Below are 26,034 nucleotides of genomic sequence, written 5' to 3'. Positions count from 1 at the left end.
GGGCACCACGATACGGCGCACCGGTCACCGACACGTAAAGGCGCTGCTCGATGGCCTTACAGGACGCCGTCGAGCTCGCGCAGCAGGGCGGCCTTCCCCTTGGCTCCGACGATCTTCTTGGTCGGCTGACCGGCCTCGAACAGGATCATGGTGGGGATCGAGAGGACCTGGAACTCCGACGCGACGCCAGGGTTCGCATCGACATCGAGCTTGGCTACGACCAGCTTCTCGCCGTTGTCACGGGCGATCTCCTCGAGGACGGGTGCGACCATCTTGCACGGCCCGCACCAGGTGGCCCAGAAGTCGACGAGTACCGGAGTCGTGGACTTCAGGACGAGCTCCTTGAAATCCGCATCGGTGACGGTGATGGTCTTGGTATCGGTGTCGGCCATGGAAGGCTCCTTCTATGGGGTTGGAAATGCGATGGGTCAGCTCGCGGCGCCGACGGCGTCCTCGGCGTGTGCCAGCCAGCGCTCGGCGTCGATCGCGGCCGCGCAACCACTGCCGGCCGCGGTGATGGCCTGCCGGTAGGTGTGATCGACCAGGTCGCCTGAGGCGAACACCCCCGGGATGTTGGTCGCCGTGGTCCGGCCCTCGACCTGCACATACCCATCGGCGTCGAGCTGCACCTGCCCGGCGACCAGCTGGGAGCGCGGGTCGTGACCCACGGCCACGAAAAGTCCTGTGACGTCGAGTGTCGACTGCTCCCCCGTCACGGTGTTCTCGACGGTCAGGGAGCTCACGGAGTTCTCTCCGTGTACCTCGGTCACGACGGAATCCGTCAGGAAGCGGATCTTGTCGTTGGCACGAGCGCGCTCGAGCATGATCTTGGACGCACGGAACTCGCTGCGCCGGTGGATGATCGTCACGGACCGCGCGAACTTGGTGAGGAACGTCGCCTCCTCCATCGCGGAGTCGCCGCCGCCGATCACGGCGATATCCTGCTCCTTGAAGAAGAAGCCGTCGCACGTGGCGCATGCGCTGACCCCGCGGCCGAGCAGTTCCTGCTCGCCGGGGACGTTCAGGTACCGGGCAGCCGCACCCATCGCCAGGACCACCGCTCGGGCACGGTATGTGCCCTCGGAGGTGGTGACCTCCTTGATGTCGCCCTCGAGCGATACGGACTCGACGTCCTCCATGCGCAGGTCGGCGCCGAAGCGGATGGCCTGCTCGCGCATCTCGTCCATGAGCTGCGGCCCCATGATGCCTTCGCGGAAGCCGGGGAAGTTCTCGACCTCGGTGGTGGTCATGAGTGCGCCGCCGAAGGTGGTGCCCTCGAAGAGGATCGTCTTCAGCTCTGCGCGTCCCGCATACACGCCGGCGGTGTATCCGGCGGGACCGGAACCGACGATGATGACGTCCGCGATGTCCGTGCCTGCTGAAGTCATAAGTGGTGCTCGCTCCTCGATCGCGTTCCGGCGCGCGCCGGCCGACTATGGATGGAACAGCGGCGCTATGCCGGATGTTCCCCGCACGCCAGGGTACTTAGGCGCCCGAGCGCAGGGTCCGGCGCCCGACGATGCCCGCGGTGTCCCCGTGCAGGCAACCCGGCCGCACCACGAGGGCGAGCAGCGTGCCGGGGCGTTCTGTGGCGACGAGGAGGACGCCGGCATCGCCCGCCTCCGTGTCCACCTCTGATGTGCCCAATACGGCGCGGGGCTCGGCGGGCACCCCGGCGGCGTCGAGGCAGCGCTCGATGCCCCGCGGATCGGCGTACGTGCCGGTGGGCCGCTTCCCGAGTGCGGCGAGCAGCACCGCATCGTCGGGAACCGTCTGGGGTCGCGCGAGTTGGTCACGCCCGGCCATCAGCGCCACTGCCACGGCGGTCAGCAGGGCGAAACACGCAGCAGCGGTGAGGACGATGGGGCCGCTGCGCCTCCCGGACCGGGAGGCGCCGGTGTCGTGATCGGGCGCGGCGGTGTGGCGGCGGCGTTCAGCTCCGCGAGCCGCGGGATCGGGGGCGCGGGCGATCGCGTCGAGGATGGAGTCCTCCAGCCCCTCGGGCATGGGAGGGGCCGACAGCTCCTTCTGGCTCAGCGCCTCCGCATGAGCGTCGCGGTAATCCCGCAACGCATCGTCCACCTGTTCATCGTCTGGGAAACGGGCGTCGGGCTCGTGGGTCGCATCGCCGGGCCGACGGTGCTGCGATGCGGGTGGGTCGCCCGGGGAGACGTGCTCGTCGCGCCGCTCATCGTCCGGTCCGCCCGAGCTGGCGCCGTCGTTCGTGTCGTTGCTCAACGATCCCCCGTAGTCCGTGGTGCTCCTATCAATTGGACGCACGAGGGTCGCGCCCGGTTCCCATCAATTGCACAACATGATGTGCACGACGACTCCCCAGCGATCTCGCGAGCTTGGCTCGGGCTCGGGCGCGCCGACTCTTGATGGTTCCCGGAGCCACGCCGAGTGCGTCGGCCGCCGCCTCGATGGACAGGTCGTACATGTCCACGGCGAGCACGGCCTGCAACTGCTCCTCCGGGAGGCGACTGAGCACGCCCCATGTGGTCACACGCGCGTCCACCATCTCGATCGCCCGGCCGTCGTCGGACCCGAGCCCCGACACGTCGTCCGGCATCGGAAACGTCACGCGGATGCGGTTGCGCCGCGCACGATCCACGCACGCGTTGACGACTATGCGGTGTAGCCAACTCGCGACGTGGCAGTCCCCGCGGAACTCGCCGCACAGTACGAATGCACGGAGCATCGCGTCCTGCAGGCAGTCCTGTGCGTCGTCTATCGACCGCACGGTGCTGACCGCGGTGGCCCAGAGGTGCCGCTGGTGCCGCCGGTACAGCTCGCCGAACGCCTCGCGGTGGCCTGCCACGGTGCCGGCCACCAGCTGCTCGTCGGTGAGATGCGCCCACTCCTGTTGCGCCCCGGTGCCTTCCGGCACCCTCCCCCACTGAGTCATGAAGTGACCCTAGACATAGACCCAACCGATGGTAAAGAGTCGACCAACCCATCGTCTCTCGGAGCGGAACGTTCCGCATAACGTGCGCCTGCGTGCGGATCACGCGGTAGGCCAGACTCCGGAGCTCCCACGCCGGTGGCTGCCGACCAGGTGGTCGTCGACGATGCCGACGGCCTCCATCAGGGCGTACATCGTGGTGGGTCCCACGAACGCGAACCCACGACGGCGCAGTTCCTTCGACATCGCGATCGACTCCGGCGAGGTGGACGCCACCTCGGCCATCGTCCGCGGCGCCGGTGTCTCTGCCGGCTGGAACGACCAGAGCAAGTCCACCAGTCCGATGTCGTCACGCAGGGCGATCGTCGCGCGCGCATTGGTGATCGTGGCCTCGATCTTGCGCCGATTACGGATGATCCCGGGGTCGCCCATCAGGCGCTCGACGTCCTCGCTCCCGAACGCCGCGACTGCATCGGGGTCGAAGCCGGCGAAGGCCTCGCGGAACCGCGGTCGTTTGCGGAGCACCGTCGCCCACGAGAGACCGGCCTGGAAGCCTTCGAGGCACATGCGCTCGTACAGCCCCGCCTCCTCCCGGATGGGCATTCCCCACTCGATGTCGTAGTACTCCTGCAGCAGCGGGTCCACGGCTGCCCACCGCGGGCGCGCGAGCCCGTCCTCACCCAGCACCAGGTCCGGGTCCACCTGATCCTCCATAGTCGTCTTCCCTTGCTCCGTCACCCCTGCACGGCCGACGGTAGCCCCATCCACCGACAGGTTCCGGGAGCCGATCGATCGGGCCGGCCCATGTGCTGACTCGTCCTGAGACCGATGCAAGCGCGCGCCAAGTGGCCCTTTACCGCCGCAGCTCATGATCGGCGATGCCGGCGGGGCGCCGGGAGGCAGGAAGGAGCGCCGGATGGATGGCCAGCTGCCGCGCCTGCCCAGCCTGCGCGTGCTGTGGGCGAGGTGGTGTGTCCTCGCGGCGGGGAGCCGTGCGATGACCCCGGCGCCGATGCCGTTCGGCATCGTCGTCGACGGGCCGGTGGGTAGGTACCGGGCGTCGTCGACGGCGGGGGCGATGCTCGCTCGATTCGGCGCGGATCGCGCGGTCCTGTCATGTGGGGACGTGTCGTGGCGGGTCTCCGGGTCCAGGACCGCGACCGAACTCCTGGCAGACGGGCCCGACTGGGCGGATCACGTGTCGATGGTCGATCATCACCTGCGTAGCGGACACTTCGGCTGGATCGCCTACTGGAACGTCGACGGGTGGCGGGCCGCACCCGTGCCCGACGGTGTGCCGCTGCCACCGACACACACGACTTCCGCTGTCGCGGAGGCACTCTCGGCTGCGCAGGTAGGGTCGACGTCCGGGGGTGCGTGGACGACGGACGTGCCTGTGCCGTACCCGGCGGACTCGGCGTCGGGGACCGGATCCCATCTGTTGAGTACGGTGCGCGACACCATGTTCCACGTCACGCGAATGGCCGAGTACGAGTGGTTGGACCGGACGGCGTGGGAGACGGCGTTCGGCGGCTCGGGGCGCGACATCGAGGCCGGCTGGCGTCTGCTCGAGGACCAGGGCCTGACCACCGCAACGGGTTCCGGACCGATCACGGAGGACGTGGACGGCCGCACCGCGGATCAGGCGGTGGTCCTCGCGGCCCAGTATGCGGAGCAAAGGCGTATCGCCATCCCCGATGATGTGCGGGTCGACTCGGCATTCAGGCGCGAATCCGGTTGGGAGATAACGTTCTCCGACTACCGGGACACCGGGAGCGGAAGGACGGTCGCGATCCTGGTCGCCGACAACGGCTGGGTGGGGCGCACCGGAGCCGCAGGCGGAGGAACCGGCGCGGTGCTCACTGGTACGAGACGAATACCGGCTGCGGGCGCAACGCCATGGTCTGCGCCGGGCTGAAGGTCGGCGAGTCCTCGGTGTAGAAGTTCTTCCAGCCCAGGAACATATGCGGCGAAAGGCCGGCACGCACCCGATCCCAGGTACCCATCTTGATCCCCGGTGTACCGTGACCGTCGGTGTGCACCACGAGCGCCAGTTCGGGGTGGTCCGTGGCTATCGCGGCGCGGTCGCCCAGCATGAACGGCGTGAACTGGTGCAGCACAAGGACCTTCTGGGGGATACCCCGGTCGCGGACCAGCCCGGCGAGCCAGTCCTGCACCCGGTTCACCTCGGCGGGGTCGACGGTGCCGATCTGCTGCAGGTGCACCTGGTTCGGCTTCAGCCGCCATTCGGGATCGAGCGCAAGACCCACGTTCGGCAGGGCCAGCAGCGGCGCGTAAGCCTTCGCCTGCGTGAGGAAGTCGGTGCGCCCCGGTTGCAGATCGAGGGTCACGTACACGCCGGCGTCCTGGGCCGCACGGACCCACGGTTCGAGTTGTGCCACGGGCGTCATGGACGAGTACTGCCCGTCCGGCCCGGGCGCCGACGACGCGACCGACGCGATGATCTCGAACGCCGGGACCACGGGCTCGTTGCTCAGCGGCGCGTACTGTGCCGCGAGCTTCTTCACGCGTGCGATCGATGCTGCGAGATCCTGCTGGCCGAGTACGCCGAGTGCCGGCGTGCCAGGTACACCGTAGAGTGCCACGTAACGTCGCCCTGGGAAGACGATGTGCCCGCCCCCGAACAGCTGCGAAGGCTCCGCGGCCTGCCGGATACGTTGTGCGAGTTGGCCTCCCGTGCCGAATACGGCACCGAGGGCGACCACCGGCCGATCGCCGCCGTGCAGCGTCGTCGTGGTCGCGGCGGAACTGCGCGGATCGGGTCCCGGCAGTGTGAGGATCTGGGCGCCCGCGGCGCGCGCCGTGGCGACCGCGCCGGCATCCGTGGTGGAGGTGGCAAGGACTACGGAATCCTTCGCCCCATCGGCGATCCGGGGGTGTGAGAGCCCGTCCTCCGGCACCGCCGTACCCGGCGGGAGCGCAGATACGGTCACTCCGGTGGCCTGCAGTTCCGGCAGGGCGACGGCGCCGGCGGTGTACACGACGGCGACACCGAGGCGCGCGAGGGCGGTGTACACCGCCCGCTGCGTGCGCGGGCCGACCGTCAGGAGCGGGATCCCGCGCCGGGCGGCCACGTCGCCACCTGCGCGGACTGCCGAAGGGTCGGCCCCGTCGGCGACGACAGCCGCGGGTGAGGAACGGAAGAAGCGAGTGGCCGCGGCGGCGGACAGGGATCCATCCTGCTCGGAGAGGACGGTCGCATGCTCGGCGGCGGGCACGGGCTCCGTCGTGGGTGCGTCCCCGCCGCACCCGGCCAGGCCCAGCGCGGCTGCGGCGATGAGCGCTACGGCCGCGTGCTGCCGGGCGGTCACGAACCCTGGAGTGTGACGCCTGCGATCGAGGTCGACCAGGAGCCGGAGTCGTTGCGAGTGAGGCCGGTGATCCACACGAGTACGTATCGCGTCTTGGCGGCGCCGGGGCGCGCGCTGAAAGGTGTTGTGCCGTCGCGCAATGTCCCGGACCAGACGGCGGAAGTCTGCTCGAGCGACGATACGGTCGCGGTCGGGGACGTACGGACCTCCACCGTCGAACCGGGGCTCGACGACACGATGGTGCCGCCGGAGACCGATGCCGCTCGGTCGAGGGTCAGCATCAACCCGAGACCCTTCTTGAGGTTCCCGAACATCGGCCCGCTGCGGTAGTCCTCGGTGGACCAGGGCTTACCCGTCCCGGTCAGGACGTTCCGCAGGTTCACGGGTGAGTCCGGGTTACCGGAGAAGTCCACGATCGAGATGTCCGTCGCGCGCAGGGGCGAGGCCGCCGGGGCGGCGGACGCATCGGAACGCCCGGGCGTGGGCGCAGACACAGAAGAGCTCGGGTACAGGTCCTGGATGGACTGCTGGGGATCTCCCCCGCTGGGCGCGAACCAACTGAGCAGCCAGCCGAGTAGTAGCAGGATCACCAGCACCACGGCGCACACGCCGATCACCAGGAGCGGCACGTTGCGCTTCTTGGTCTCGCCCGTGCCGATGACGCTGTCACGCGCGGACTCGAACCGATTGCGGCGGACCTGGCCGGCGCCCGCTCCTGCCTTCGCAGGTGCGGGCTCGCTGCCCACGCGATTGATCATGTCCGTCTTGACGTCCACGACCGAAGCCTGATCGAGCAGCTGCTGCACCGCAGCGGCGGTGCGGATGCCCTGTCCGCCCTGCAGGCTGCGGCTGGCAACGGCCGAGATCTCGAAAGGCACGTCGCGCTTGGCCTCCCGCGGCTCGATCGGATTGCCGTCGGCGGCCGCGTCGGCGCCTGCGAGCCCGCCCACGGCCGGCCCGCCCGTCGCGATCGACATACCCTTCTCACCGTCGAGCGGCCACCGCTCGAGCAGCAGCGCGTAGAGTACGGCGCCCAGGCCGCGGACGTCGGACTCGTCGGTCGCGTCCGCTAGTGTGCCCGGGAACGCGAGGAAGGCGTGGCCGTCCTGGCTGATCCGGATCCGGTCGGGGTGGTCGATCGAGAGTGCTGCGCCCGCGCGGTGCGCGCTCTCCGCGGCCGCGGCCAGCGAGCGCACGGCCTTCGCCGCGCCGATCGCCGACGGGTGTGTCCCGGCGACCTCCACGAGCGAACTGGACGGCACCCACTCGGCGACGACGATGCCCCCCGAGCTGCCGCGTACCACGTCGAGCACCCGCGCGAGCCCGTTGGAGTGCACGCGGCCGAGCCGCAGTGTGCGGGACAGGATGGACTGCGGGCCGTCGCCGCGCAGGCTGATCTGCTCGCCCCGCTCGGGCACGGGTGCGCGTTGCTCCGAGTCGACGAAGGTGAGCGCGACGTCCCGGTCCAGGTTGATGTCCCGGGCCTGCCAGAACTGCAGGCCGCGAATCCCGCCGTGGTGCTCGATCAGTCGGTACCTGCCGCCTGCGACGACGGCGCCCGGGATCAGTTTCGGGCCGCGCCGGACGGCCGGTGAGCCGGGCCGCGCCGGGGGGCTGCCGCCATCACGCGGTGCGCCGGCAGCCGGACCGCCCGCGCCGCCCGCACGGAACTGTGGGTCACGTGGATCCGACGAGGGCCGCATTCCGCCTGCGCGCTCGGACGGCAGCGGAGTCTTGGGGACCGGGTTGCCCGGGATACGCTGCGCCCCGCTGTCGGGCACGGGGGTGCCTCCCGGGGGCGTCGGCCCGGCGGCCTTGTCGCCCGAGGGTGGCTGGCCGCCCGACGGGCCGGGGCGGCCGGACTGCGGGGCCGGGCCGTCGGCCGTCGACGGTGCCGATGTGCGGGGCGTGTCCCCGCTCCCCGAGCTCTCGTCGGTCACTGCGAAGGCTCCTCTTCTTCGGTAGCGATATCCGGTCGAATACCCTCCGACCTGCGCCTCCGTTGGGCGCGGGACATAGCTGCGGCCAGCATACGGGAGGTGGATATCGTCGGCGATCCGCGGCAACTGGGCTGTGATCTCCTCGCGGCGTTCGGCGTCGTCCTCCCGGCGGGACTCCTCGGACGGCCGTAGCGCCGGCACGAACCTACCGGCGATGCGGCGTAGGGGCGCGATGATCGCGAGCACGTCCGGCACGCCGATGTAGGCGAGGACCGCGTACGTGAGGACGAGCGTCAGCACGCCTGCGAAGGCCAGGTAGACGAGCGCGCCGATCGGCCCGGCGTCGAGCGCGAGCCACTGTGCAGGGCGGAGTCGGAAGACCGCCCACAGCACACCGGTCACGAGGACTGAGGCGAGTGCCGTCAGGATCATCGTGCGCCGGACGTTGGTCAGCTGCAGCCGTCCGAACTCGCGGCGCAGCAGGATCCAGCCCATCACCGAGCCCGCGATGAACGCGATACCCGTGACGGTGCCGAGCAGCTCGACCACGCGGAAGCCGTCGTCGACGAAGTGCGGCACGGCGAGGGACAACACGGCCTTGACGCCCGTGATCGCGAGGATGATCAGGGTCGGCGTCCACGGCCGTTCCTGCGCGTAGAACACGCGCAGGTGGATCATCACCATCGCGTACGGGATGAGCATGAATGCCTGGAACGAGAGTGCCGTACCGAGGTGGGTGGCGACGGCGGCGTCCATCCGGCCGTAGTGGAACAGTGCGCGCCCGATCGCTTCGCCGAAGAACGTGGTGAACACGACGATGGGGATGAGGGCGACCATCGTCAGCCGGGTGGCCACCGAGAGGTCGTCGATGACCGCCTCGCGATTGCCGCGGGCCGCGTTACGGGACAGGCGCGGCATGATGGCCGTCAGCAGCGCTACGGCGATCACGCCGTTCGGCAGCTGCAGCACCGTGAACGCGTACTGGTAGATCGCGGGACCGGAGGCCGAGGCATGTGCCGCGACAGGCGTCGCGACGTAGGCGCCCGCGATCGAGATCGCCACGTAGATGACGATCGCGAGGCCCATCGCGCCGAAGTGCTTGAGACGTTCGTCGATGCCCCAGCGCAGCCGCAGCTTGATTCCGGAACGCCGCAGGGCGGGCAGCAGCGCGGCTGCCTGGGCGACGACGCCGAGGGTGCTACCGATGCCCAGGATGAGCAGCTTCGGCTCGCCCATACGCACCGGATCGATGGTCAGCTCGCCGGGTGCCAGGGCGTATGCGACGAGCGTCGTGATCTGGACGGCGTTGCACGCGACCGGCGCCCACGCGCCGGGGCGGAACGAGCCGTGCACGTTGAGCACCGCGCTGAACAGTGCCGACAGGCCGTAGAAGAGCAGCTGCGGCAGGAACATGACGACCAGCGCCTGAGTCAGCGACGAGCTGACCTTGCTGTCCCCGACGAGTATCCAGACCAGCACCGGAGACAGCGCCAGCGACAGCGCCAGGGCGATGCCGAGCACCGTCAGTGCCATGGTGAACAAGCGCTCGAAGAACGCCTGTCCCCGGTCGGAGTCCTCCAGCTCCGCTCGCACCAGCACCGGCACCACCAGCGCCGTGAGCACCTGACCGACCACGAGCTCGGAGATCTGCTGCGGCATCGCGTTCGCGACCGAGAACGCCGATGTGATCGCGGGTCCCAGGATCGCGACCACGAGCAGCATGCGAGCGAAGCCGGTCACGCGCGACACGAGCGTGGCTACCGCGAGCGAGCCGGATGACGAGACCAGCGAGGCGTTGGATTGTGACGAATCGCCCTGCGGTTCCGTGGGGCCGGAAGGTTCGATGCGCCTTGGTGTTGCTCGGCTCATGACTCCTCGTGACGGTCGTTCGGGGGCCGGTCCGGCCGGGTATGCGCACTGTAACTGTTGGCCATCCGCCGGGCGTGTTCGTCGGCGGGCGGCCGGTCCTCGTCGGCGCGGTCCGGGCGGCCGCGGAAGCGGTGCCACAGGCGGCGCCCGGCAAGCAGCACCAGCAGCGCTCCCGCCCCGCAGGTGATGAGGAAGAGCACCTTCCCGTACGCGTTGGAGTGCACCGAGACGCGGATCGGCTTTCCGAGGTCGATGCCGGTGGTCGTGTGCAGCGACAGGTCGACGGCGATCTGCCGGGAGAAGTTCACCGTCGTCGGCAGCTCGAGCTGCCGGGTGCCGCGCGGCGGTAGCTCCTGGGTCTGGCGGCTGTCGATCTCGACGCCGTCCGGCGCGGCCCAGCGCACTCGTGTGCGGATCGGTAGCGGCAGATCGTTGCGGGCGACGAGCAACAGGGGCGCCTTGTTGGACGCCAGCGTGTACGTGCCGCCGGGCGCGAGGATGTTGACCGAACCGATCTGCGCGTCCAGGGACGCCTGCGCGGCGCTCAGACGGATGTACGCGTCGCCGTCGGCGGCCGCGCGATTCGGGGAGAACCGTAGGGCGCGGATCGCGTCCTCCCGCAGAGGCGACGTGTACCGGACGACCGTGAGCGGGGACTTCGGTACGTCGACGAGCGATCCGCTCAGTTGGTCCAGCCGGGCGAGGTATGTGCGAGCCGAGTTCACGACGGCGGCCGGCACGGTCCCGTTCGCGATGCCGGGCGGCCGACGCAGCGTGGTGCCCATGGGGGGCGACTTCGCTGCGTTCTGCACGTTCTGAGCCAGATCCTGGAACGACCGGGGCATTGCGAGGCCGCTGGTCAGCAGGGTGGTGGCTGCCGAGAGCACGGCACGCGCGTCACTCGCCGACGCCGCCCAGATCTGCGGGGGCACGATCAGCTCGGTACGTCCGTCGATCGTCGTGCCGATCGGGTCGGGCTCGGTCGTGACGGGCGCGCCGCCACGGGGGGCGGTCCGTTGCGTGGGATCGAGACCGGGCTGCAGCACCGCGCCCACGGCGGCGAAGCGCCGCGACGCCTGCGACTCCTCGGTGAGTGGGAAGCGATAAGAGGCGGGCGTGGTCCCCGTCGAGGCCGGGCGCACACCCGCCTCGTCGGTGCCGCTGCCCATGGCCGCCAGGGCGGTGGTGATGTTCGGATCGAAGGTCGCTGCGGCCAGGCCCTGTCCGATCCCGACGATCCCCGTGCCCACGGACCCATCGGCGGAGCGGTGCGGTTGGACGGATGTGGCGGCGAGCACCGCCGACGACGTCTGGGCGGCCCTCAGCACGTCGGCGCCCCCGGCTGCCAGGGCGCCCGACGACGGCACCGCGATTCCGCGCTGGGACTTCACGCCAAGGAGGGAGTCGACGACGTCCGCCGGAGTGTCCAGCGCGGAGCGATACAGGTCGGTGTCACCGACCTGCTTAAGGGCCTCGAGGTCGGCCTGGCCGAACGGGAGCGCGACGGTGCACGACCGCGCCGCGACGGTGCGCAGCCGGGCCAGCCAGGCGGAGGCCGCGGCCGAGCCGCTACCGGGGCGCGTCGGGCCTCGCGCGTCGGCCGGATCGCGGGAGACGAGGTAGTCCCCCGTCATGGTCTGCACCGTCACGAGCAGGTCGGGGTCGATTGCCAGACACGAGCCGGTGCGCAGGGCCTGCGCACCGGGGTCGTTACCGCGCGTCGCCTGGTCGTATTCATCGAGCAGGCCGTAGAGCCGGCCGCCCTTCCCCAAGGATCCGGCGAGTGCGTCGTCGACGAGCCGCACCGGCGTGTCACCGCCGCCGGGCACGCCGGCGGCGAGCTTGGGGTTGTCGGCGAGCGGCCACAGCATCGTCAGGCGGGCCGGCGACGTGGTGACCGCGTGATCCATCGAGTCGGGTGCAGACGGTACGGGTTCGTCGTCCTCGCCGGCCTGCGGTGGCAGGGACAGCACCGAGAGCATGGTCCGTGCGTCGTCGAGCCGTGCGACGCCGCCGTAGGCGGGCTTGCCGTTGACGTTCACGAGCAGCGGGAAGACGCCGGGCCGGTCGATTCCCAGCGTCGGCCCCGTGGTGGTCGCGTCCGATCGCAGCGGCATCGACACCGCGAACGACGTCGACTGACCGGGGTGCAGAACCTTCGAGATCCGCTGGAACCGGCCGACGGTGTCGTATGTGTTGTTGTCCGCCACCAGGGTGGACCGGATCTGCGAAGACTGCGTCACCACCGGTGCGCGCTGCATCCGCACCTGGAGGTCGGATACGTCGCGGTCACCGAAGTTGGTGAGGGTGCCTGTCACGATGACGGTGTTGGACGAGGTCGACGTGACCGTCCGGGGCGTCATCTCATCGATGGCGATGCGCACGAACTGGGCCGTGGGCATACCCGCGAGCGCCGCCGGGGCGGCCCACGCGATCAGCGCGACGAGGCAGGACAGCACGCACAGCAGGCTGGCCCCGCGCCTCACGACGATCCGCCCTCCCCTGCGTCGGGACGGCGCCGCCCGCGGCCGCGCCGCCCGCCGCGGCGCCTGCGGGGCCGCGGCGCCTGCGGATCGTTACGCAGGCGGTTGCGTTCGGCGGCGGCCTTCTCGTAGTCGGACGGCTCGGTGCGCGCGGCGGCCGCAGCACGTGCTTCGAGCGCGTCCGGATCGCCTGCGATGTCTTCGATGACGGTCTGCGCAGCGGCGATGAGCTTGCGCTCGTCCGAGTACGTCAGCCGCGTCGGGAGTTCGGCGAGCGGCACCCAGGCGACCTCGGAGACCTCGTAGTCGTCGGCCGACAGCTCGCCCGACGTCCATGACAGGAGGAAGTGGTGGACCGTCTTGTGCACGCGGCGACCCTCGGCGGCGAACCAGTAGTCGATCTTCCCGATCGGCGCGAGCACCGAGCCGGTGAGGCCGGTCTCCTCCTCGATCTCTCGGATCGCGGTCTGCTCGGCGGTCTCACCCACCTCGATATGGCCCTTCGGCAGGGACCACAGGGTGCGTCCGCGGCGGTCGGTGCGGCCGATGAGGGCCGCCTCCAGTGCGCCGCCCGACTCGAGGCCGGAGACGACGAGGCCGCCGGCCGACGTCTCGCGGACGGTGCGGACGCGGTTGTCCGGACGCTGTCTCCGGGCGGTGCGTTGGGTGGACGACCGGCGTGAGCGGCCGGACTCGGGCTGGGGGGTCTGCTGCCGTGCTCGGGCCTTGGGCTTCGGGGCCCGGCGGTCGGGCTGGCCGCCCGGCTTCGGGCCCTGGGTCCGGTCCGCCCCCGCGGCGCGCTCGGCGGCCGGCGCATCGTCGGGCTGCGGCCGGGCGGGTGCGGCCCGGTCGACCGCACCGTCGGCGGGGGTGCTGCGGCCGTCCTCGACCACGGCGGTGAGCTGGGCCCGGGAGCGTCGCCTGCCGCCGCGTCTGCGGCGTCGGCGCGGCCGGGGCGCGTCGGATGCGGACGCGTCGGCAGGCTGCCCGGCGGCAGGACCCTGTCCCGACTCCCGGCGCGGCTGACGCCGGGCGGGATCGGCGGATTCTGCTGATGACACCTTGCCGATGCTACTGGTGGTCGGGTGCCGAGAACGCCACCCGAGACGATTCGACGCCGCCGGTAGACTCGCCGGTCGTGACCGAGACCGGGGACCAGGCGCGCGCTGAGCGCGACCAGGCGCGTGCCGAGCGGCGTACGCGGCTGCTCGCTGCGGCGCAGATCTCGCTGCGCGGACTCGACGATGTGCTGGTGCCGCTGGGCACGCGGTTCGCCGACGCGGGTCACGAGTTGTACCTGGTGGGCGGGTCGGTCCGGGACGCCGTCCTGGGCCGTCTGACCAGCGATCTGGACTTCACGACCGACGCGCGGCCCGAGCAGGTCCAGGACCTACTGCGCGGCTGGGCCGCCGCGCTGTGGGACACCGGCATCGCGTTCGGCACCGTGTCTGCCGAGTTCGGCGGGCAGACGCTCGAGATCACGACGTTCCGGGCGGACCAGTACGACCGCGTGTCGCGCAATCCGGTGGTCCGGTACGGCGACACGCTCGTGGGCGACCTGGTCCGTCGTGACTTCACCGTGAACGCGATGGCCGTCCGGGTCGGGCGCGGCGGCGCCGAGGAGTTCCACGATCCGCTCGGCGGGATGGACGCGCTGCTCGGTGGGCTGATCGACACGCCCGCGACCCCCGAGGAGTCCTTCTCGGACGACCCCCTGCGCATGCTGCGCGCGGCGCGATTCGTCTCGCAGCTGGGCTTCTCGGTCGCGCCGCGAGTCCGGCAGGCCATGACCGACATGTGCGCCGAGATCGATCGCATCACCCCCGAGCGTGTGCGAGTCGAACTCGACAAGCTGCTTCTGGGCGATCACCCCGTCGACGGTCTCGTCCTCCTCGTCGACTCCGGGCTCGCCGACCGGGTGCTGCCCGAGGTTCCGGGGATGAAGCTCGCGATCGACGAGCACCACCAACACAAAGACGTGTTCTGGCACTCCATGACGGTGCTGCGCCAGGCGATCGACCTCGAGGACTCCGACCCGGACCTGATCCTGCGCTGGGCCGCTCTGCTGCACGACATAGGCAAACCCGCCACCCGTCGGCACGAACCGAACGGCGGCGTCTCCTTCCACCACCACGAGGTGGTGGGCGCGAAGATGGCACGTAAGCGCATGCGCGCCCTCACCTACTCGAAGGCCGTCACAGAGGACGTGTCGCGGCTGGTGTTCCTGCACCTGCGCTTCCACGGCTACGGAGACGGGCAGTGGACCGACTCCGCGGTCCGCCGCTACGTCGCCGACGCCGGCCCCCTTCTGCCCCGCCTGCACAAGCTGGTGCGCGCCGACTGCACCACCCGGAACAAGCGCCGCGCGGCGAGACTGCAGGCCACCTACGACGAGCTCGAGGCCCGGATCGAGCGTCTGCGGCAGCAGGAGGATCTCGACCGCGTGCGGCCCGACCTCGATGGCAACGCGATCATGGAGCTGCTCGGCCTGGAGCCCGGTCCCGACGTCGGCCGTGCGTGGTCCCACCTGAAGGAGGTGCGGCTGGACCGCGGCCCGATGGAGCGCGACGATGCCGAGGCCGAGCTCATCAGATGGTGGGCGGAGCAGCAGGTGTGAGCCCTGCGGCCGGCGTGGGTGCCGACCCCGCCGGCGCCGGCCGCTTGCGCGAGGACTTCGACTTCTTCGCGGGTATCCCGTACGAGCTGCGGGGCCGGGGCGGATCTCTGCCCGGCTCGAACGATTTCGACCGGAAGCCGACGCCGGAGCATCCCGTGCCCGTGGTGCTCGTGCACGGGACGGGCGGCGGGCGCCAGACCAACTGGGGAGCGTATGTGCCGCTTCTGGCGAACGAGGGCTTCAGCGTGTTCGCGCTGACCTACGGCGCTGTGCGGGGCGCGCGGTGGCCGCTGAACCAGATCGGCGGGATGCGGTCGATCGAGGCCAGTGCCGCAGAGCTCGGCGAGTTCATCGAGCGGGTTCTGGATGCGACAGGTGCGCCACAGGTGGACATCGTCGGGCACTCGCAGGGCACGCTCGTGCCCGCCTTCTACGCGAAGGCACTCGGCGGAGGGGCACGCATCCGCCGGTATGTCTCGCTCGCACCGCTCTGGCGTGGCACCGGAGGCGACCTGGCGCGTATGGCCCTGACCGTCGCCGGCAGGCTCGGCCTCGGCGAGCGATCGATACCGGGCTTCGCCGCGCTCGGCGAAATGCTCCCGGGTTCGAGTCTGTTGCAGCGGATCTGGGACGGCGGAACCCCCTATCTCGAGGGCATCGAGTACTGGAACATCTCCACCCGCTACGACGAGCTGGTGCTCCCCTACCGCAGTGGCCAGGTCCCGGGGCCGCCCGGAATCACCGTGCACAACATCGTCGTACAGGACACGTGCTCGGTGGACCTGTCCGACCATCTCGCGATATGCGGCTCCCGTCGCGTGGCGTACATGGTGCTCAACGCCCTCGACGACGGCGACCGCCCCATCCCCTGCTATCCCGTCGTGCCGTTCACCGGCGCCTGATCCGGTTCGACGGCGGCGCGCGAGGTGCCGATGGTCGGGGGTCCCGTACCTCCGGCGCTCCCGTCACCGCTCGACTGTGCGGTGGAGGGCGACCGCGCCGTCGGCGACGCCGTCCCCGTCCGCGTCGAAGACCACCACATCGGGCTGCCCGTCGCCGTCGATGTCGGCGTAGACCTGCCGGGCGCCGGACTCGTCGGGGTTGGTGCTGACGCCCGACCACACGATCGGCCCGGCTTCCACGTCGTTCGCGTAGCCGTCACCGTCCGCGTCGACGGTGGCCCTCGTGCGCGCGGCTTCGCCGGAGCCGCCCGGCGACGCGACCGGGCCGGGGGGCGTCGAACCCGGTGCGGTCGGCGCCCGACCGGGATGGGGCCCCTCGCGGCTCAGGCCCCAGACGCCCGTGCCGTCGTCGGCGAAGAATGCGTCCAGCACGCCGTCGTCGTCGAGGTCGAGCGCCGAGAGGTCCGCGCGGCCGTCCCCGTCGACGTCGATCATGGCGTCGTCGACGCGCCCGTCCCCATCGAAGTCGAGCCGCACGTGGCCACCGTCCGCGGCGGAACGCCAGGTGTGGACGGCGCCGTCCCCCGATCCGAACCAGTACTCGAGTAGTTCACTCCCCATACCCATTGGACGCATCGGCGTCCGGTCCGGTTCCCCTTCGGTACATCAGTACCACTGCGGCGATCGCGGCCGCGTACAGTGCGGCACCGAGCCAGACCAGCGGCTTCGAGGCGCCGTCGAACGGGACGGTCGCCGCCGCGACCCACACCGCAGCGACGAAACTGGCGTTGAACAGGGCGTCCTGGAACGAGAAGACCTGGCCGCGGCGCTCGTCGGGCACGTCCATCTGCATCGCGGCGTCGCCGCTGAGCTTGATCACCTGACCGCCCAGCCCGAGGACCCCGGCGGCTACGACGATGACCGGGAACGACACCGTGAGCAGTGCCAGCTGCGCGACGATGTCGACGGTCAGCCACACCACCAGAGTCGATCGCCGCCCGATCGCCGCGACCGAGAGCGGTGTCACCACGGCGGCGAGCACCATGCCGACACCGGTCGCCCCGGCGACCGCGCTGAAACCCGCGAGCCCCACCGAACCGTCCGCGAAGTGGTAGCGCGTGAGCAGCAGAAGCATCAGGGTGTTGAGGCCGAACACCAGACGGTGTGCGCCCACGCCGCTCAGTGCTGCGGCCGCCGGCGGCGCTCGCCACACGGCGACGGCGCCATGCGCGAGCCCGGTGGCGATCGCCTGCGCGGGCCCGGGATGGTTCGGGTCCTCGAGCGGGAGCTCGACGGTGCCGTCGCGCTCGAAGTGATCGGGCCCGAGTACGCGCGGTTTGAAACGTGCGGCTAGCAGCGCGCCCGCGACGGCCGACACGACCGCGGCGAGTAACGTAGCCCCGCTGCCGGCGTCGCCCGCGCCGAACAACAGCCGGAGCAGTACCGCGGCGCCCGCGCCGCATGCGGTGGCCGCGGACCCGGCCGTCGTGGTCACCGAGTTCATGGCGACGATCTGCGGGCGGTCGACAACGTGCGGCAGGGCCGCACTGAGGCCTGATGCGACGAACCGCGACGCGCCTCCGACGGCGAGTGCGGCCACCAGGATCCCGGTCTCCGACGCCCCGGTCGCGACTACGACCGCGGTCACCGCGATCAGCACGGCGCGCACCAGATTGGCGCCGATGAACACCAGGCGTCGGTCCCACCGGTCGAGCAGCGCGCCCGCGAACGGACCGATCAGTGAGTACGGCAGTAGCAGCACCGCGAGCCCCGCCGCGATCGCCGCGGGGGTCGCCGCACGTTCGGGATTGAAGATGATCGCGCTGCCCAGTGCCGCCTGGAAGAGACCGTCGGTGAACTGGCTCAGCAATCGGACGCCGAGCAGGCGCAGAAGGTTGGGTACGTCCCGGAAATGCCTGAGCACGGCCCGCGGCGCGGGGTGTACAGGCTGCTCGGTCACGTCTCCAGAGCCTACGCGGCGTGTCAGAATGGACGGGTGGGTCGCGATCAGTCTGACGAGTTCCGCTCCTCGGCCGGCACCGATGTGAAGATCGGGTCGGTCCTGGTCTCTGCGCCCGTCCTCCGGGATTCCACCTTCCGGCGCACGGTCGTCTACATGATCGAGCACAACGATTCGGGCAGCCTCGGTGTCGTCCTCAACCGGCCCAGTGAATCCGCGGTGCACGGCGTCCTCCCCCAGTGGCACGACCTCGCCGCGAAGCCGAAGGCCGTGTTCGTGGGTGGGCCCGTCAACCAGACGTCGGCGCTCTGCCTGGGCGTCGTCAAGGCCGGTCAGGACGTGCAGGGCATCCGCGGACTGCAGCAGGTGTCGGGCCGGGTAGTGCTCGTCGACCTGGACGCCGACGTCGACATGATGGACGAGCTGCTCGACGGGGTGCGGGTCTTCGCTGGTTACAGCGGCTGGGGCATGGGTCAGCTCGACGACGAGCTCGCGCGTGACGACTGGATCGTCTGCGAGTCGCACCACACCGACATCCTGGTGCCCCAACGGGTCGATCTGTGGGCCCGCGTGTTGCGGCGGCAGGCGCTCCCGCTAGCGCTGCTCGCGACGCATCCGATCGATGTCACGCTGAATTAGTAGTCACACCGAACCGAATAGGGGCCGCGCGGACGTCGGCGGTGCGCGGGACGCATCTCTCGACCCGACGCCCCTGGGTCAATCCACCACTTCTAGGTTAGCCTCTCCTAAAGCGGCACGGCCGCTTTGCGAGGTTCGCCGGGCGGACCCGCTCGGGCTTTACAAGGAGCACGTGAAGTGAGATTCAGACCGACCACGTTCGCCGCCACCGCCTTGGCGGTAGCGCTCGTCTCATCGGCCTGCGGGTCGAGCGGCGAGCAGGCGGGATCCACCAGCTCGGCATCGGTGACGATCAGCCAGGCCAACGGCACGACCGAGTTCCCCGTGGGCACGGAGAAGCGCATCGTCGCCACCGGCTACTCGATCGACAACCTGCTGGCGCTGGGCATCAAGCCGGTGGCCCTCGTGCAGTACGGCCAGGAGATCCCGACGCCGTGGCAGAAGGGCAAGCTCGACGGCATCCCCATCATCAAGTCGGCGGACGGTAAGTCCTTGCCGGTCGAGGAGATCGCCAAGTACAAGCCGGATCTGTTCGCCGGCGATTACTACATCATGAACAAGTCGAACTTCGACGCGCTGAGCGGTGTCACCAAGGTGCTCGGCGGTATCGCGGCCGACGGTGAGGCCGCCGGGTGGAAGGCGCAGCTCGAAGCCCTCGGCAAGATCCTGGGCCTCGAGTCGAAGGTCAAGGAGATCGAGGCGGCGGACACCGCGAACGTCGAGCGCCTCGCCAAGAAGTACCCGGGCCTGAAGGGCAAGACCGCCCTCGTGACTCAGTACGTGGCGAACACCTCGCAGTTCAACCTCGTCTCCGACCCCAAGGACTCCGCGAACGCGCTCTTCGCATCTCTCGGCATGACCGTTCCGAAGGCGGTGCGAGACAACCCGTCGTTCAAGACCGGTACCGAGGGTGGCGGGCGTGGGTTCGTGTCGCTCGAGCTGATCCCCACGATCTCGGCCAACTTCATGGCCATCTTCCCCAGCGGAGCGACCGCGGCCGATCTCGACAAGCTGCCCGGGTATGCGACCCTGCCGCAGGTGAAGTCCGGCGCGACGCTGGTCGCCGACCGCGCGACCATCGTGGCCATGAACCAGCCGAGCTCGCTGAGCCGGGCGTGGGTCCTCGAGAAGATCGAGCCGCAGCTCGAGACGGCTGCGGAGCAGCCGGCGGTCCCGTAGTCGCCGTTTGCGCCGGGCCCGGGCCGCGGTAGGCCCGGTCCCGGCGCACCCATCGGCTTCGCGTCGTGAACCCCGTCATGTCGATCCGCGCGCCACAATGGCAGCGGAGGTAGTGACATGACTCACATCATCACGCAGCCGTGTTGCAACGACGCCAGCTGCGTCGTCGTGTGCCCGGTGAACTGTATTCATCCGACGCCCGACGAGCCCGGGTTCGCCACCGCGGAGATGCTCTACATCGACCCGGAGACGTGCATCGACTGCGGCGCGTGCATAGAGGAGTGTCCCGTCGAGGCCATCGTGCCCGACTACGACGCGAGCACACGCCAGGAGCCTTACCTGCAGATCAACGCGGACTTCTATCTCGACCACGATGTAGCCGCGGGGCTCGAGGACATGGGGTCGGATGCACCTCCTCCTGCCGCTGACCTGCATGTCGCGATCGTCGGGGCCGGACCCGCGGCCCTGTATGCCGCGGAGGAGTTGGTGCGGTATCCGGCCGTGAAGGTCGACGCCTTCGACCGGCTGCCGACGCCGTACGGGCTGGTGCGGGCTGGCGTCGCGCCCGACCACCCGTCGACCAAAGGGGTCGAGCGGACCTTCGTCGCTACTGCCGGGCGGAAGAACTTCGAGTACTTCCTGGACGTCGAGGTCGGCCGCGATGTCACTCTCGAAGAGCTGCGCGAGCGGTACCACGCGGTGCTCTACGCGAGTGGCGCCCCGACGGACAGGCGCCTGGGCATCGAAGGCGAGGAGCTGCCCGGCTCGGTCTCGGCGACAGACTTCGTCGCCTGGTACAACTGCCATCCCGAGCACGTGTCCGACCGCTACGACCTCTCCGCGAGACGTGCCGTCGTGGTCGGAAACGGCAACGTGGCGCTCGACGTGGCGCGCATTCTGCTGACCCATCCGGACCAGCTGGCGGGGTCGGACATCGCCGACCACGCGCTGGGAGCCCTGCGCGAGTCCGGCGTCGAGGAGGTCGTGGTCCTCGGGCGGCGCGGTATCGCCGAGGGCGCGTACACGAACGCCGAGTTCCTCGCCATGGGCTCGATCGACGGCGTCGACGTCGTGATCGACGAGGCCGATCTGGTGCTCGACCCGGCCACCGCTGCCGCCGAAACCGACGGCACGCTGGACAGTACCGTCGCAACGAAGATCCGGCTTGCACGCGAGCTCGCGGCGCGGCCTGCGGGTTCCGCACCACGGCGCATCGTCTTCCGCTATCTCACGGCACCCGTGCGGATCCTCGGGGACGACCGCGTGTACGGCGTGCGGTGCGTACGCAACGCGTTCACCGGTGACGGGCACGTGCGCGCCACCGACGAGACCTTCGACCTGGAGGCGGGTGCGGTCGTCCGGGCCATCGGGTACCGCGGCACCCCTGTCCCCGGGCTCCCGTTCGACGAGGTGCGATCGGTCGTCCCGAACGTCGCCGGGCGGGTGACCGACGAAGGCGCCGCGGTGCCCGGCGTGTACGTCGCGGGCTGGTTGAAGCGCGGCGCGACCGGTGGCATCGGGATGAACCGCTGGTGTGGCCACGAGACCGCGCATTCACTGCTCACGGATTTCGCGGCCGGCCTCCTCCCCCCGCCTGTGCGCTCCCGCGACGAGGTGCCTGGCCTGCTCGCCGAGCGCGGCGTCGCTCGCGTCGACGACGCCGGGTGGCGGTCGATCGACAGCGCGGAGAAGGCCGCGGGCCGCGCGGCCAAGCGCCCACGCGTGAAGCTCGCCGACGTGCAGGAACTGCTTCGCGCCGCCGGCATCGGCTCGGACGCGCGCGTCTGACCTAACCGGGCTGGGGCTCGATGTGGGGCGGTAGCTCCTTGGCGTATCTGGCTGCGAGCCAGGCGCACATCATCAGCTGCACCTGGTGGAACACCATGAGCGGCAGCACGATCAGCCCGACGGGCTGGCCGGCGAACAGGACTGCAGCCATCGGCAGACCGGTGGCAAGGGACTTCTTGGTGCCGCAGAACTGGATCGCGATGGAATCGCCGCGGCCGAAGCCCATGCGGCGGGCGACGACCCGGGTCAGCCAGAGCATCACCGCGACCATCAGCACCGAGAGCACCACCAGCTCGATCACCGCGACCCACGACACCATGTGCCAGATGCCCTCGCGCATGCCCTCCGAGAACGCCGAGTACACGACCAGCACGATCGAGGTCCGATCCACGTACTTGAGCGACGACGCGTACTTCTCGACGAACCCGCCGACCAGCGGTCGAAGCAGCTGCCCTAGGACGAAGGGCAGCAGCAGCTGCAGGCACAGGTCGACGACGGCCGAGCCGTGGAACGCGATCTCGCCGGTCGTGCCCATGAGCGCGAATACCAGCAGCGGGGTGACGAATACGCCGAGCAGGTTGGAGGCGGACGCGCTCACGATCGCTCCTGGCACGTTGCCGCCCGCGATGGAGGTGAAGCCGATCGACGACTGCACCGTCGACGGAACCAGGCACAGGTACAGCACGCCGGCGTACAGGCTCGTGTCCAGGAGTGAGTCGGGCAGGAACCGCAGCGCCTCCCCCAGGATCGGGAACAGCACGAAGGTGAATGCGAGGATCGTCACGTGCAGGCGCCAGTGCGCGAGCCCGGCGAGCGCCTCGCGCGGGTGGATGCGCGCGCCGTACAGGAAGAACAGGATGCCGATGGCGACGGTGACCAGACCGTCGGCCCACGGCACGGCCCGCCCGGTGGCAGGAAGCACCGCGGCGACGAGCACGGCAGCCAGGATCGCCAGGATGAACCCGTCGATCCTGAGCTTGTCGAGAATGCCCCGCACGCGGGTCAGGCGGGGTGCGCGGAGCTGTCGCAGAGTCCGTTGAGCGCGCATGAGCCGCACCCGCCGGTCACCCCGCACGACCCGGCGGGGTCGCCCTCGACGCCACCGTCCCGGGCGGGTGCGACGGTGACCTGGCCGGTCTGGATACGTGCCTGGATCGACGCGGCCCGCGCGCCCTGCAGCGCGCCGAATCCGGCCAGGAACACACCGCCTACCAGCGAGATCCCGGCGTAGACGAAGGCCCACGGCGCGTCGAAGACAGCGGTGGCCGCGGCGCCGACGCCGAAGATGACACCCGACGCGAGGAGGCCCGGCCCGGCCACGCGATTGGCCGTACGCCACAAGAGGTCGTCGCTGAGTGTCTGTTCACTGCGGACGCCCACCCAGCGGTTGCGCGGAAGCCGGCCCGCAAGGCCGACGATGCCGAGAACGACGGCTGAGACCGCGACCACGGCGAGGATCACTACCAGCACAAACACCAGTCCACTATAGATTCGGCCGGTTTCGTGCCGCCGCGGGGCACGCCTTAACCTGGTAGGCGTGACTGAGCAGGCGCAGAACACCACCTCCACGACGCCGAAGCACCGCTACACGGCGGAGCTCGCGGGCGCCCTCGAACGGCGTTGGCGCGACGAGTGGCTCGCGCGCGGTGTGTTCAACGCCAACAACCCGGTGGGTGAGCTGGCCGGCGAGACGCCCGCCGACAAGCTGTTCATCCAGGACATGTTCCCGTACCCCTCGGGGGCGGGCCTGCACGTCGGGCATCCGCTGGGTTTCATCGCGACCGATGTCTACGGCCGGTACCACCGCATGATCGGCGTGGGGGTGCTGCACACGATGGGTTTCGACGCCTTCGGGCTGCCGGCCGAGCAGTATGCGGTGCAGACCGGTACGCATCCGCGCGTCACCACCGAGGCCAATATTCAGCGCTATCTGGACCAGATCAGTTCGCTGGGACTGGCCCATGACGAGCGGCGTCGCGTGTCGACCACCGACCCCGAGTTCTACCACTGGACCCAGTGGATCTTCCTGCAGATCTACAACGCCTGGTACGATACCGCGCAGGATCGCGCGCGCCGGATCTCCGACTTGGTGGACGAGTTCGCCTCGGGTACAAGAGAACTCGAAGACGGGCGCGTCTGGCACGAGCTCTCCGAAGCCGAGCGTGGTGCTGTTCTGGATTCGTACCGCCTTGTGTACCAAAGCGACTCGCTGGTGAACTGGTGCCCCGGCCTCGGGACGGTGCTGGCCAACGAGGAGGTCACCGCCGACGGACGCAGCGAACGCGGCAACTTCCCTGTCTTCCGGAAGAACCTGCGGCAGTGGATGATGCGTATCACCGCGTATTCGGACCGTCTGATCGACGACCTCGATCATCTGGACTGGCCGGAGAAGGTCAAGGCCATGCAGCGCAACTGGATCGGGCGCTCGAGCGGTGCCCGGGTGCGCTTCGACTCGCCGGCGGCCGGCACCGGGCGCGGCATCGAGGTGTTCACGACGCGCCCCGACACCCTGTTCGGTGCCACCTATATGGTGCTGTCGCCCGAGCATCCCCTGGTCGACGACCTGGTCGCGGATGGGTGGCCTGCCGGGGTCGACGAGCGTTGGACCGGCGGGGCTGCGACGCCCGCCGAGGCCGTCGCGTCCTATCGAGCCTCCATCGCCGCCAAGAGTGACCTCGAGCGCCAGGAGAGCCGGGAGAAGACCGGAGTCTTCTTGGGCACCACCGCGATCAACCCGGTGAACGGGAAGGCCGTCCCGGTCTTCATCGGCGACTACGTCCTGATGGGCTATGGCACAGGCGCGATCATGGCTGTGCCTGCGCACGACGCACGCGACTACGAGTTCGCGACCGCGTTCGGCCTGCCGATCGTCGAGGTGATCGGCAGCGAGGCCGGTGTCGCCGAGGCGGCGTATACCGGCGACGGACCGCTGGTGGGCTCCAAGAACGACGAGATCGACCTCGCCGGGCTGAGCGTCGACGATGCCAAGAAGGCCGTTATCGCCTATCTCGAAGAGAAAGGCGCCGGACACGGTACGGTTCAGTTCAAGCTGCGCGACTGGTTGTTCGCGCGTCAGCGTTATTGGGGCGAGCCGTTCCCCATCGCGTACGACGCCGACGGCGCCCCGAAGGCTCTGCCGGAATCGATGCTGCCCGTGCTGCTTCCGGAGGTCGACGACTACGCGCCCGTCGCATTCGACCCCGACGACGCCGGGAGCGAGCCCTCCCCTCCCCTGGCGAAGGCGAGCGACTGGATGCACGTCGACCTCGATCTGGGCGACGGGCTCAAGGACTATACGCGCGACGCGAATGTCATGCCGCAGTGGGCGGGAAGCTCGTGGTACCAGCTGCGGTACATCGATCCGAAGAACTCGGAGGCGTTCTGCGACAAGCGGAACGAGGCCTACTGGATGGGGCCACGCCCGGATCTGCACGGGCCGCAGGACCCGGGTGGCCTGGACCTGTACGTCGGCGGCGTGGAGCACGCGGTGCTGCACCTGCTGTACTCGCGCTTCTGGCACAAGGTGCTGTTCGACCTCGGCTACGTGACGTCCCGCGAGCCGTACCGCCGGCTGTACAACCAGGGCATGATCCAGGCCTACGCGTTCACCGACTCCCGGGGCGTGTACGTGCCGGCCGAGGAGGTCGTCGAGCGCGATGGCAAGTACTTCCTGGGTGACGAGGAGGTGCAGCGCGAGTACGGCAAGATGGGTAAGTCGCTGAAGAACTCCGTTGCGCCGGACGACATCTGCCGCGACTACGGCGCGGATACCCTGCGCGTCTACGAGATGGCGATGGGCCCGTTGGACCAGGACCGCGCGTGGGCGACGAAGGATGTCGTCGGCGCCCAACGCTTCCTGCAACGTGCTTGGCGCGTGGTGATCGACGAGGAGACGGGCGCCGTGCGCGTGACCGACGCCGCACCGACCGACGACACCCTGCGGCTACTCAACAAGACGATCGCCGGTGTGCGCGAGGACTATTCGAACCTGCGTGACAATACTGCGATCGCGAAGCTGATCGAGCTGACCAACCATCTGACCAAGGAGTATCCTTCGGGCGCACCTCGTTCCGTGGCTCAGCCGCTGGTGCTGATGCTCGCGCCTGTGGCGCCGCATATCGCGGAGGAACTGTGGGAACGTTTGGGGCACAAAGACTCCCTGGCACACGGACCCTTCCCGACCGCCGATGAGACCTGGCTGGTCGAAGACACGGTCGAGATCCCCGTGCAGGTGAAAGGCAAGGTGCGTAGTCGGATCACGGTTGGGGCGGATGCATCCAGCGCCGCGATCGAGGCCGCCGCCCTCGCGGACCCGAAGATCGCCGTCCTACTGGACGGGGCCCCGAAGAAGGTCATCGTCGTGCCCGGCAGGATGGTGAATATCGTTCCGTGATCGCGCCGTGTCGTGGGGGGGGGGGGG

Annotated in this window: 20 protein-coding genes; 7 read left to right on the top strand and 13 right to left on the bottom strand. The window is 69.8% G+C overall.

Going from position 1 to position 26,034, the window contains the following annotated elements; genetic code table 11:
• Window positions 1–56: 56 nt before the first annotated feature.
• The 5 genes from trxA to P0W64_RS09855 form a co-directional block, all read right to left on the bottom strand.
• The gene (gene trxA, locus P0W64_RS09875) at window positions 57–392 is read right to left on the bottom strand and encodes a thioredoxin (RefSeq protein WP_275479926.1); all 336 of its coding nucleotides are present in this window, start codon (window positions 390–392) and stop codon (window positions 57–59) included.
• 36 nt (window positions 393–428) lie between these two features.
• The gene (trxB, locus tag P0W64_RS09870) at window positions 429–1,388 is read right to left on the bottom strand and encodes a thioredoxin-disulfide reductase (RefSeq protein ID WP_275479925.1); all 960 of its coding nucleotides are present in this window, start codon (window positions 1,386–1,388) and stop codon (window positions 429–431) included.
• Between the two features lie 97 nt (window positions 1,389–1,485).
• Window positions 1,486–2,238: a hypothetical protein gene (locus P0W64_RS09865; protein WP_275479924.1), complete on the bottom strand. Its 753-nt coding sequence runs from the start codon at window positions 2,236–2,238 to the stop codon at window positions 1,486–1,488.
• Between the two features lie 28 nt (window positions 2,239–2,266).
• Complete coding sequence (gene sigM, locus P0W64_RS09860; RefSeq protein WP_275479923.1) at window positions 2,267–2,908, bottom strand: RNA polymerase sigma factor SigM; 642 nt, start codon at window positions 2,906–2,908, stop codon at window positions 2,267–2,269.
• A 99-nt stretch (window positions 2,909–3,007) separates the two neighbouring features.
• Window positions 3,008–3,619: a DNA-3-methyladenine glycosylase I gene (locus tag P0W64_RS09855; RefSeq protein WP_275479922.1), complete on the bottom strand. Its 612-nt coding sequence runs from the start codon at window positions 3,617–3,619 to the stop codon at window positions 3,008–3,010.
• Between the two features lie 202 nt (window positions 3,620–3,821).
• On the opposite strand from P0W64_RS09855, the gene P0W64_RS09850 reads away from it, so the two are divergent.
• Complete coding sequence (locus P0W64_RS09850) at window positions 3,822–4,823, top strand: hypothetical protein (protein WP_275479921.1); 1,002 nt, start codon at window positions 3,822–3,824, stop codon at window positions 4,821–4,823.
• On the opposite strand, the gene P0W64_RS09845 is transcribed toward P0W64_RS09850, so the two are convergent.
• The 4 genes from P0W64_RS09845 to P0W64_RS09830 are packed head-to-tail and all read right to left on the bottom strand — an operon-like array spanning window position 4,765 to window position 13,590.
• Window positions 4,765–6,237 (bottom strand): hypothetical protein, encoded by a 1,473-nt coding sequence (locus tag P0W64_RS09845; RefSeq protein ID WP_275479920.1) that lies wholly within the window; start codon window positions 6,235–6,237, stop codon window positions 4,765–4,767. The two genes, P0W64_RS09850 and P0W64_RS09845, sit on opposite strands and share 59 nt — an antisense overlap.
• A complete protein-coding gene (locus P0W64_RS09840) occupies window positions 6,234–10,046 on the bottom strand; it encodes a lipid II flippase MurJ (RefSeq protein WP_275479919.1) in 3,813 nt (1,270 codons plus the stop codon). The genes P0W64_RS09845 and P0W64_RS09840 overlap by 4 nt, the downstream gene beginning before the upstream one ends.
• A complete protein-coding gene (locus P0W64_RS09835) occupies window positions 10,043–12,532 on the bottom strand; it encodes a glycoprotein (protein ID WP_275479918.1) in 2,490 nt (829 codons plus the stop codon). The genes P0W64_RS09840 and P0W64_RS09835 overlap by 4 nt, the downstream gene beginning before the upstream one ends.
• A complete protein-coding gene (locus tag P0W64_RS09830; protein WP_275479917.1) occupies window positions 12,529–13,590 on the bottom strand; it encodes an NUDIX domain-containing protein in 1,062 nt (353 codons plus the stop codon). The genes P0W64_RS09835 and P0W64_RS09830 overlap by 4 nt, the downstream gene beginning before the upstream one ends.
• Before the next feature lie 77 nt (window positions 13,591–13,667).
• Here P0W64_RS09830 and P0W64_RS09825 point away from each other — a divergent pair, with 77 nt between their 5' ends.
• Both P0W64_RS09825 and P0W64_RS09820 read left to right on the top strand, forming a co-directional pair.
• Window positions 13,668–15,146, top strand: coding sequence for a CCA tRNA nucleotidyltransferase (locus P0W64_RS09825; RefSeq protein WP_275479916.1), 1,479 nt, complete (start codon window positions 13,668–13,670; stop codon window positions 15,144–15,146).
• Entirely contained in the window at window positions 15,143–16,048 is a 906-nt protein-coding gene (locus P0W64_RS09820) for an alpha/beta fold hydrolase (RefSeq protein ID WP_343232848.1), read from the top strand. Before P0W64_RS09825 ends, P0W64_RS09820 begins: the two co-directional genes overlap by 4 nt.
• 63 nt (window positions 16,049–16,111) lie before the next feature.
• On the opposite strand, the gene P0W64_RS09815 is transcribed toward P0W64_RS09820, so the two are convergent.
• Together P0W64_RS09815 and P0W64_RS09810 are read right to left on the bottom strand one after the other, a co-directional pair.
• Window positions 16,112–16,669, bottom strand: a complete 558-nt coding sequence (locus P0W64_RS09815; protein ID WP_275479914.1) for a hypothetical protein — start codon at window positions 16,667–16,669, stop codon at window positions 16,112–16,114.
• The gene (locus tag P0W64_RS09810; protein WP_275479913.1) at window positions 16,659–18,008 is read right to left on the bottom strand and encodes an MFS transporter; all 1,350 of its coding nucleotides are present in this window, start codon (window positions 18,006–18,008) and stop codon (window positions 16,659–16,661) included. Before P0W64_RS09810 ends, P0W64_RS09815 begins: the two co-directional genes overlap by 11 nt.
• Window positions 18,009–18,044: 36 nt before the next feature.
• Here P0W64_RS09810 and P0W64_RS09805 point away from each other — a divergent pair, with 36 nt between their 5' ends.
• The 3 genes from P0W64_RS09805 (at window position 18,045) to P0W64_RS09795 (ending at window position 21,614) form a co-directional block, all read left to right on the top strand.
• Window positions 18,045–18,647, top strand: coding sequence for a YqgE/AlgH family protein (locus tag P0W64_RS09805; RefSeq protein WP_275479912.1), 603 nt, complete (start codon window positions 18,045–18,047; stop codon window positions 18,645–18,647).
• A 177-nt stretch (window positions 18,648–18,824) separates the two neighbouring features.
• Complete coding sequence (locus tag P0W64_RS09800) at window positions 18,825–19,826, top strand: ABC transporter substrate-binding protein (RefSeq protein ID WP_275479911.1); 1,002 nt, start codon at window positions 18,825–18,827, stop codon at window positions 19,824–19,826.
• Window positions 19,827–19,943: 117 nt separating this feature from the next.
• Entirely contained in the window at window positions 19,944–21,614 is a 1,671-nt protein-coding gene (locus P0W64_RS09795; RefSeq protein WP_275479910.1) for an FAD-dependent oxidoreductase, read from the top strand.
• Between the two features lies 1 nt (window position 21,615).
• Here the strand turns inward: P0W64_RS09795 and P0W64_RS09790 are convergent, their stop codons facing one another.
• Window positions 21,616–22,611 carry a bile acid:sodium symporter family protein gene (locus P0W64_RS09790; RefSeq protein ID WP_275479909.1) on the bottom strand — a complete coding sequence of 332 codons (996 nt, stop codon included), beginning with the start codon at window positions 22,609–22,611 and terminating at the stop codon, window positions 21,616–21,618.
• A gap of 5 nt (window positions 22,612–22,616) precedes the next feature.
• Window positions 22,617–23,090 carry an SdpI family protein gene (locus P0W64_RS09785; protein WP_275479908.1) on the bottom strand — a complete coding sequence of 158 codons (474 nt, stop codon included), beginning with the start codon at window positions 23,088–23,090 and terminating at the stop codon, window positions 22,617–22,619.
• 61 nt (window positions 23,091–23,151) lie between these two features.
• Between P0W64_RS09785 and leuS the strand changes: the two genes are divergently transcribed.
• Window positions 23,152–26,007, top strand: a complete 2,856-nt coding sequence (gene leuS, locus P0W64_RS09780) for a leucine--tRNA ligase (protein WP_275479907.1) — start codon at window positions 23,152–23,154, stop codon at window positions 26,005–26,007.
• Window positions 26,008–26,034: the final 27 nt, after the last annotated feature.

The organism is Tsukamurella sp. 8F (assembly GCF_029167375.1).
Taxonomy (GTDB): Bacteria; Actinomycetota; Actinomycetes; order Mycobacteriales; family Mycobacteriaceae; genus Tsukamurella.
Note: the sequence above shows the minus strand (reverse complement) of the source record. Positions and strands in the feature narration are given on the sequence as shown.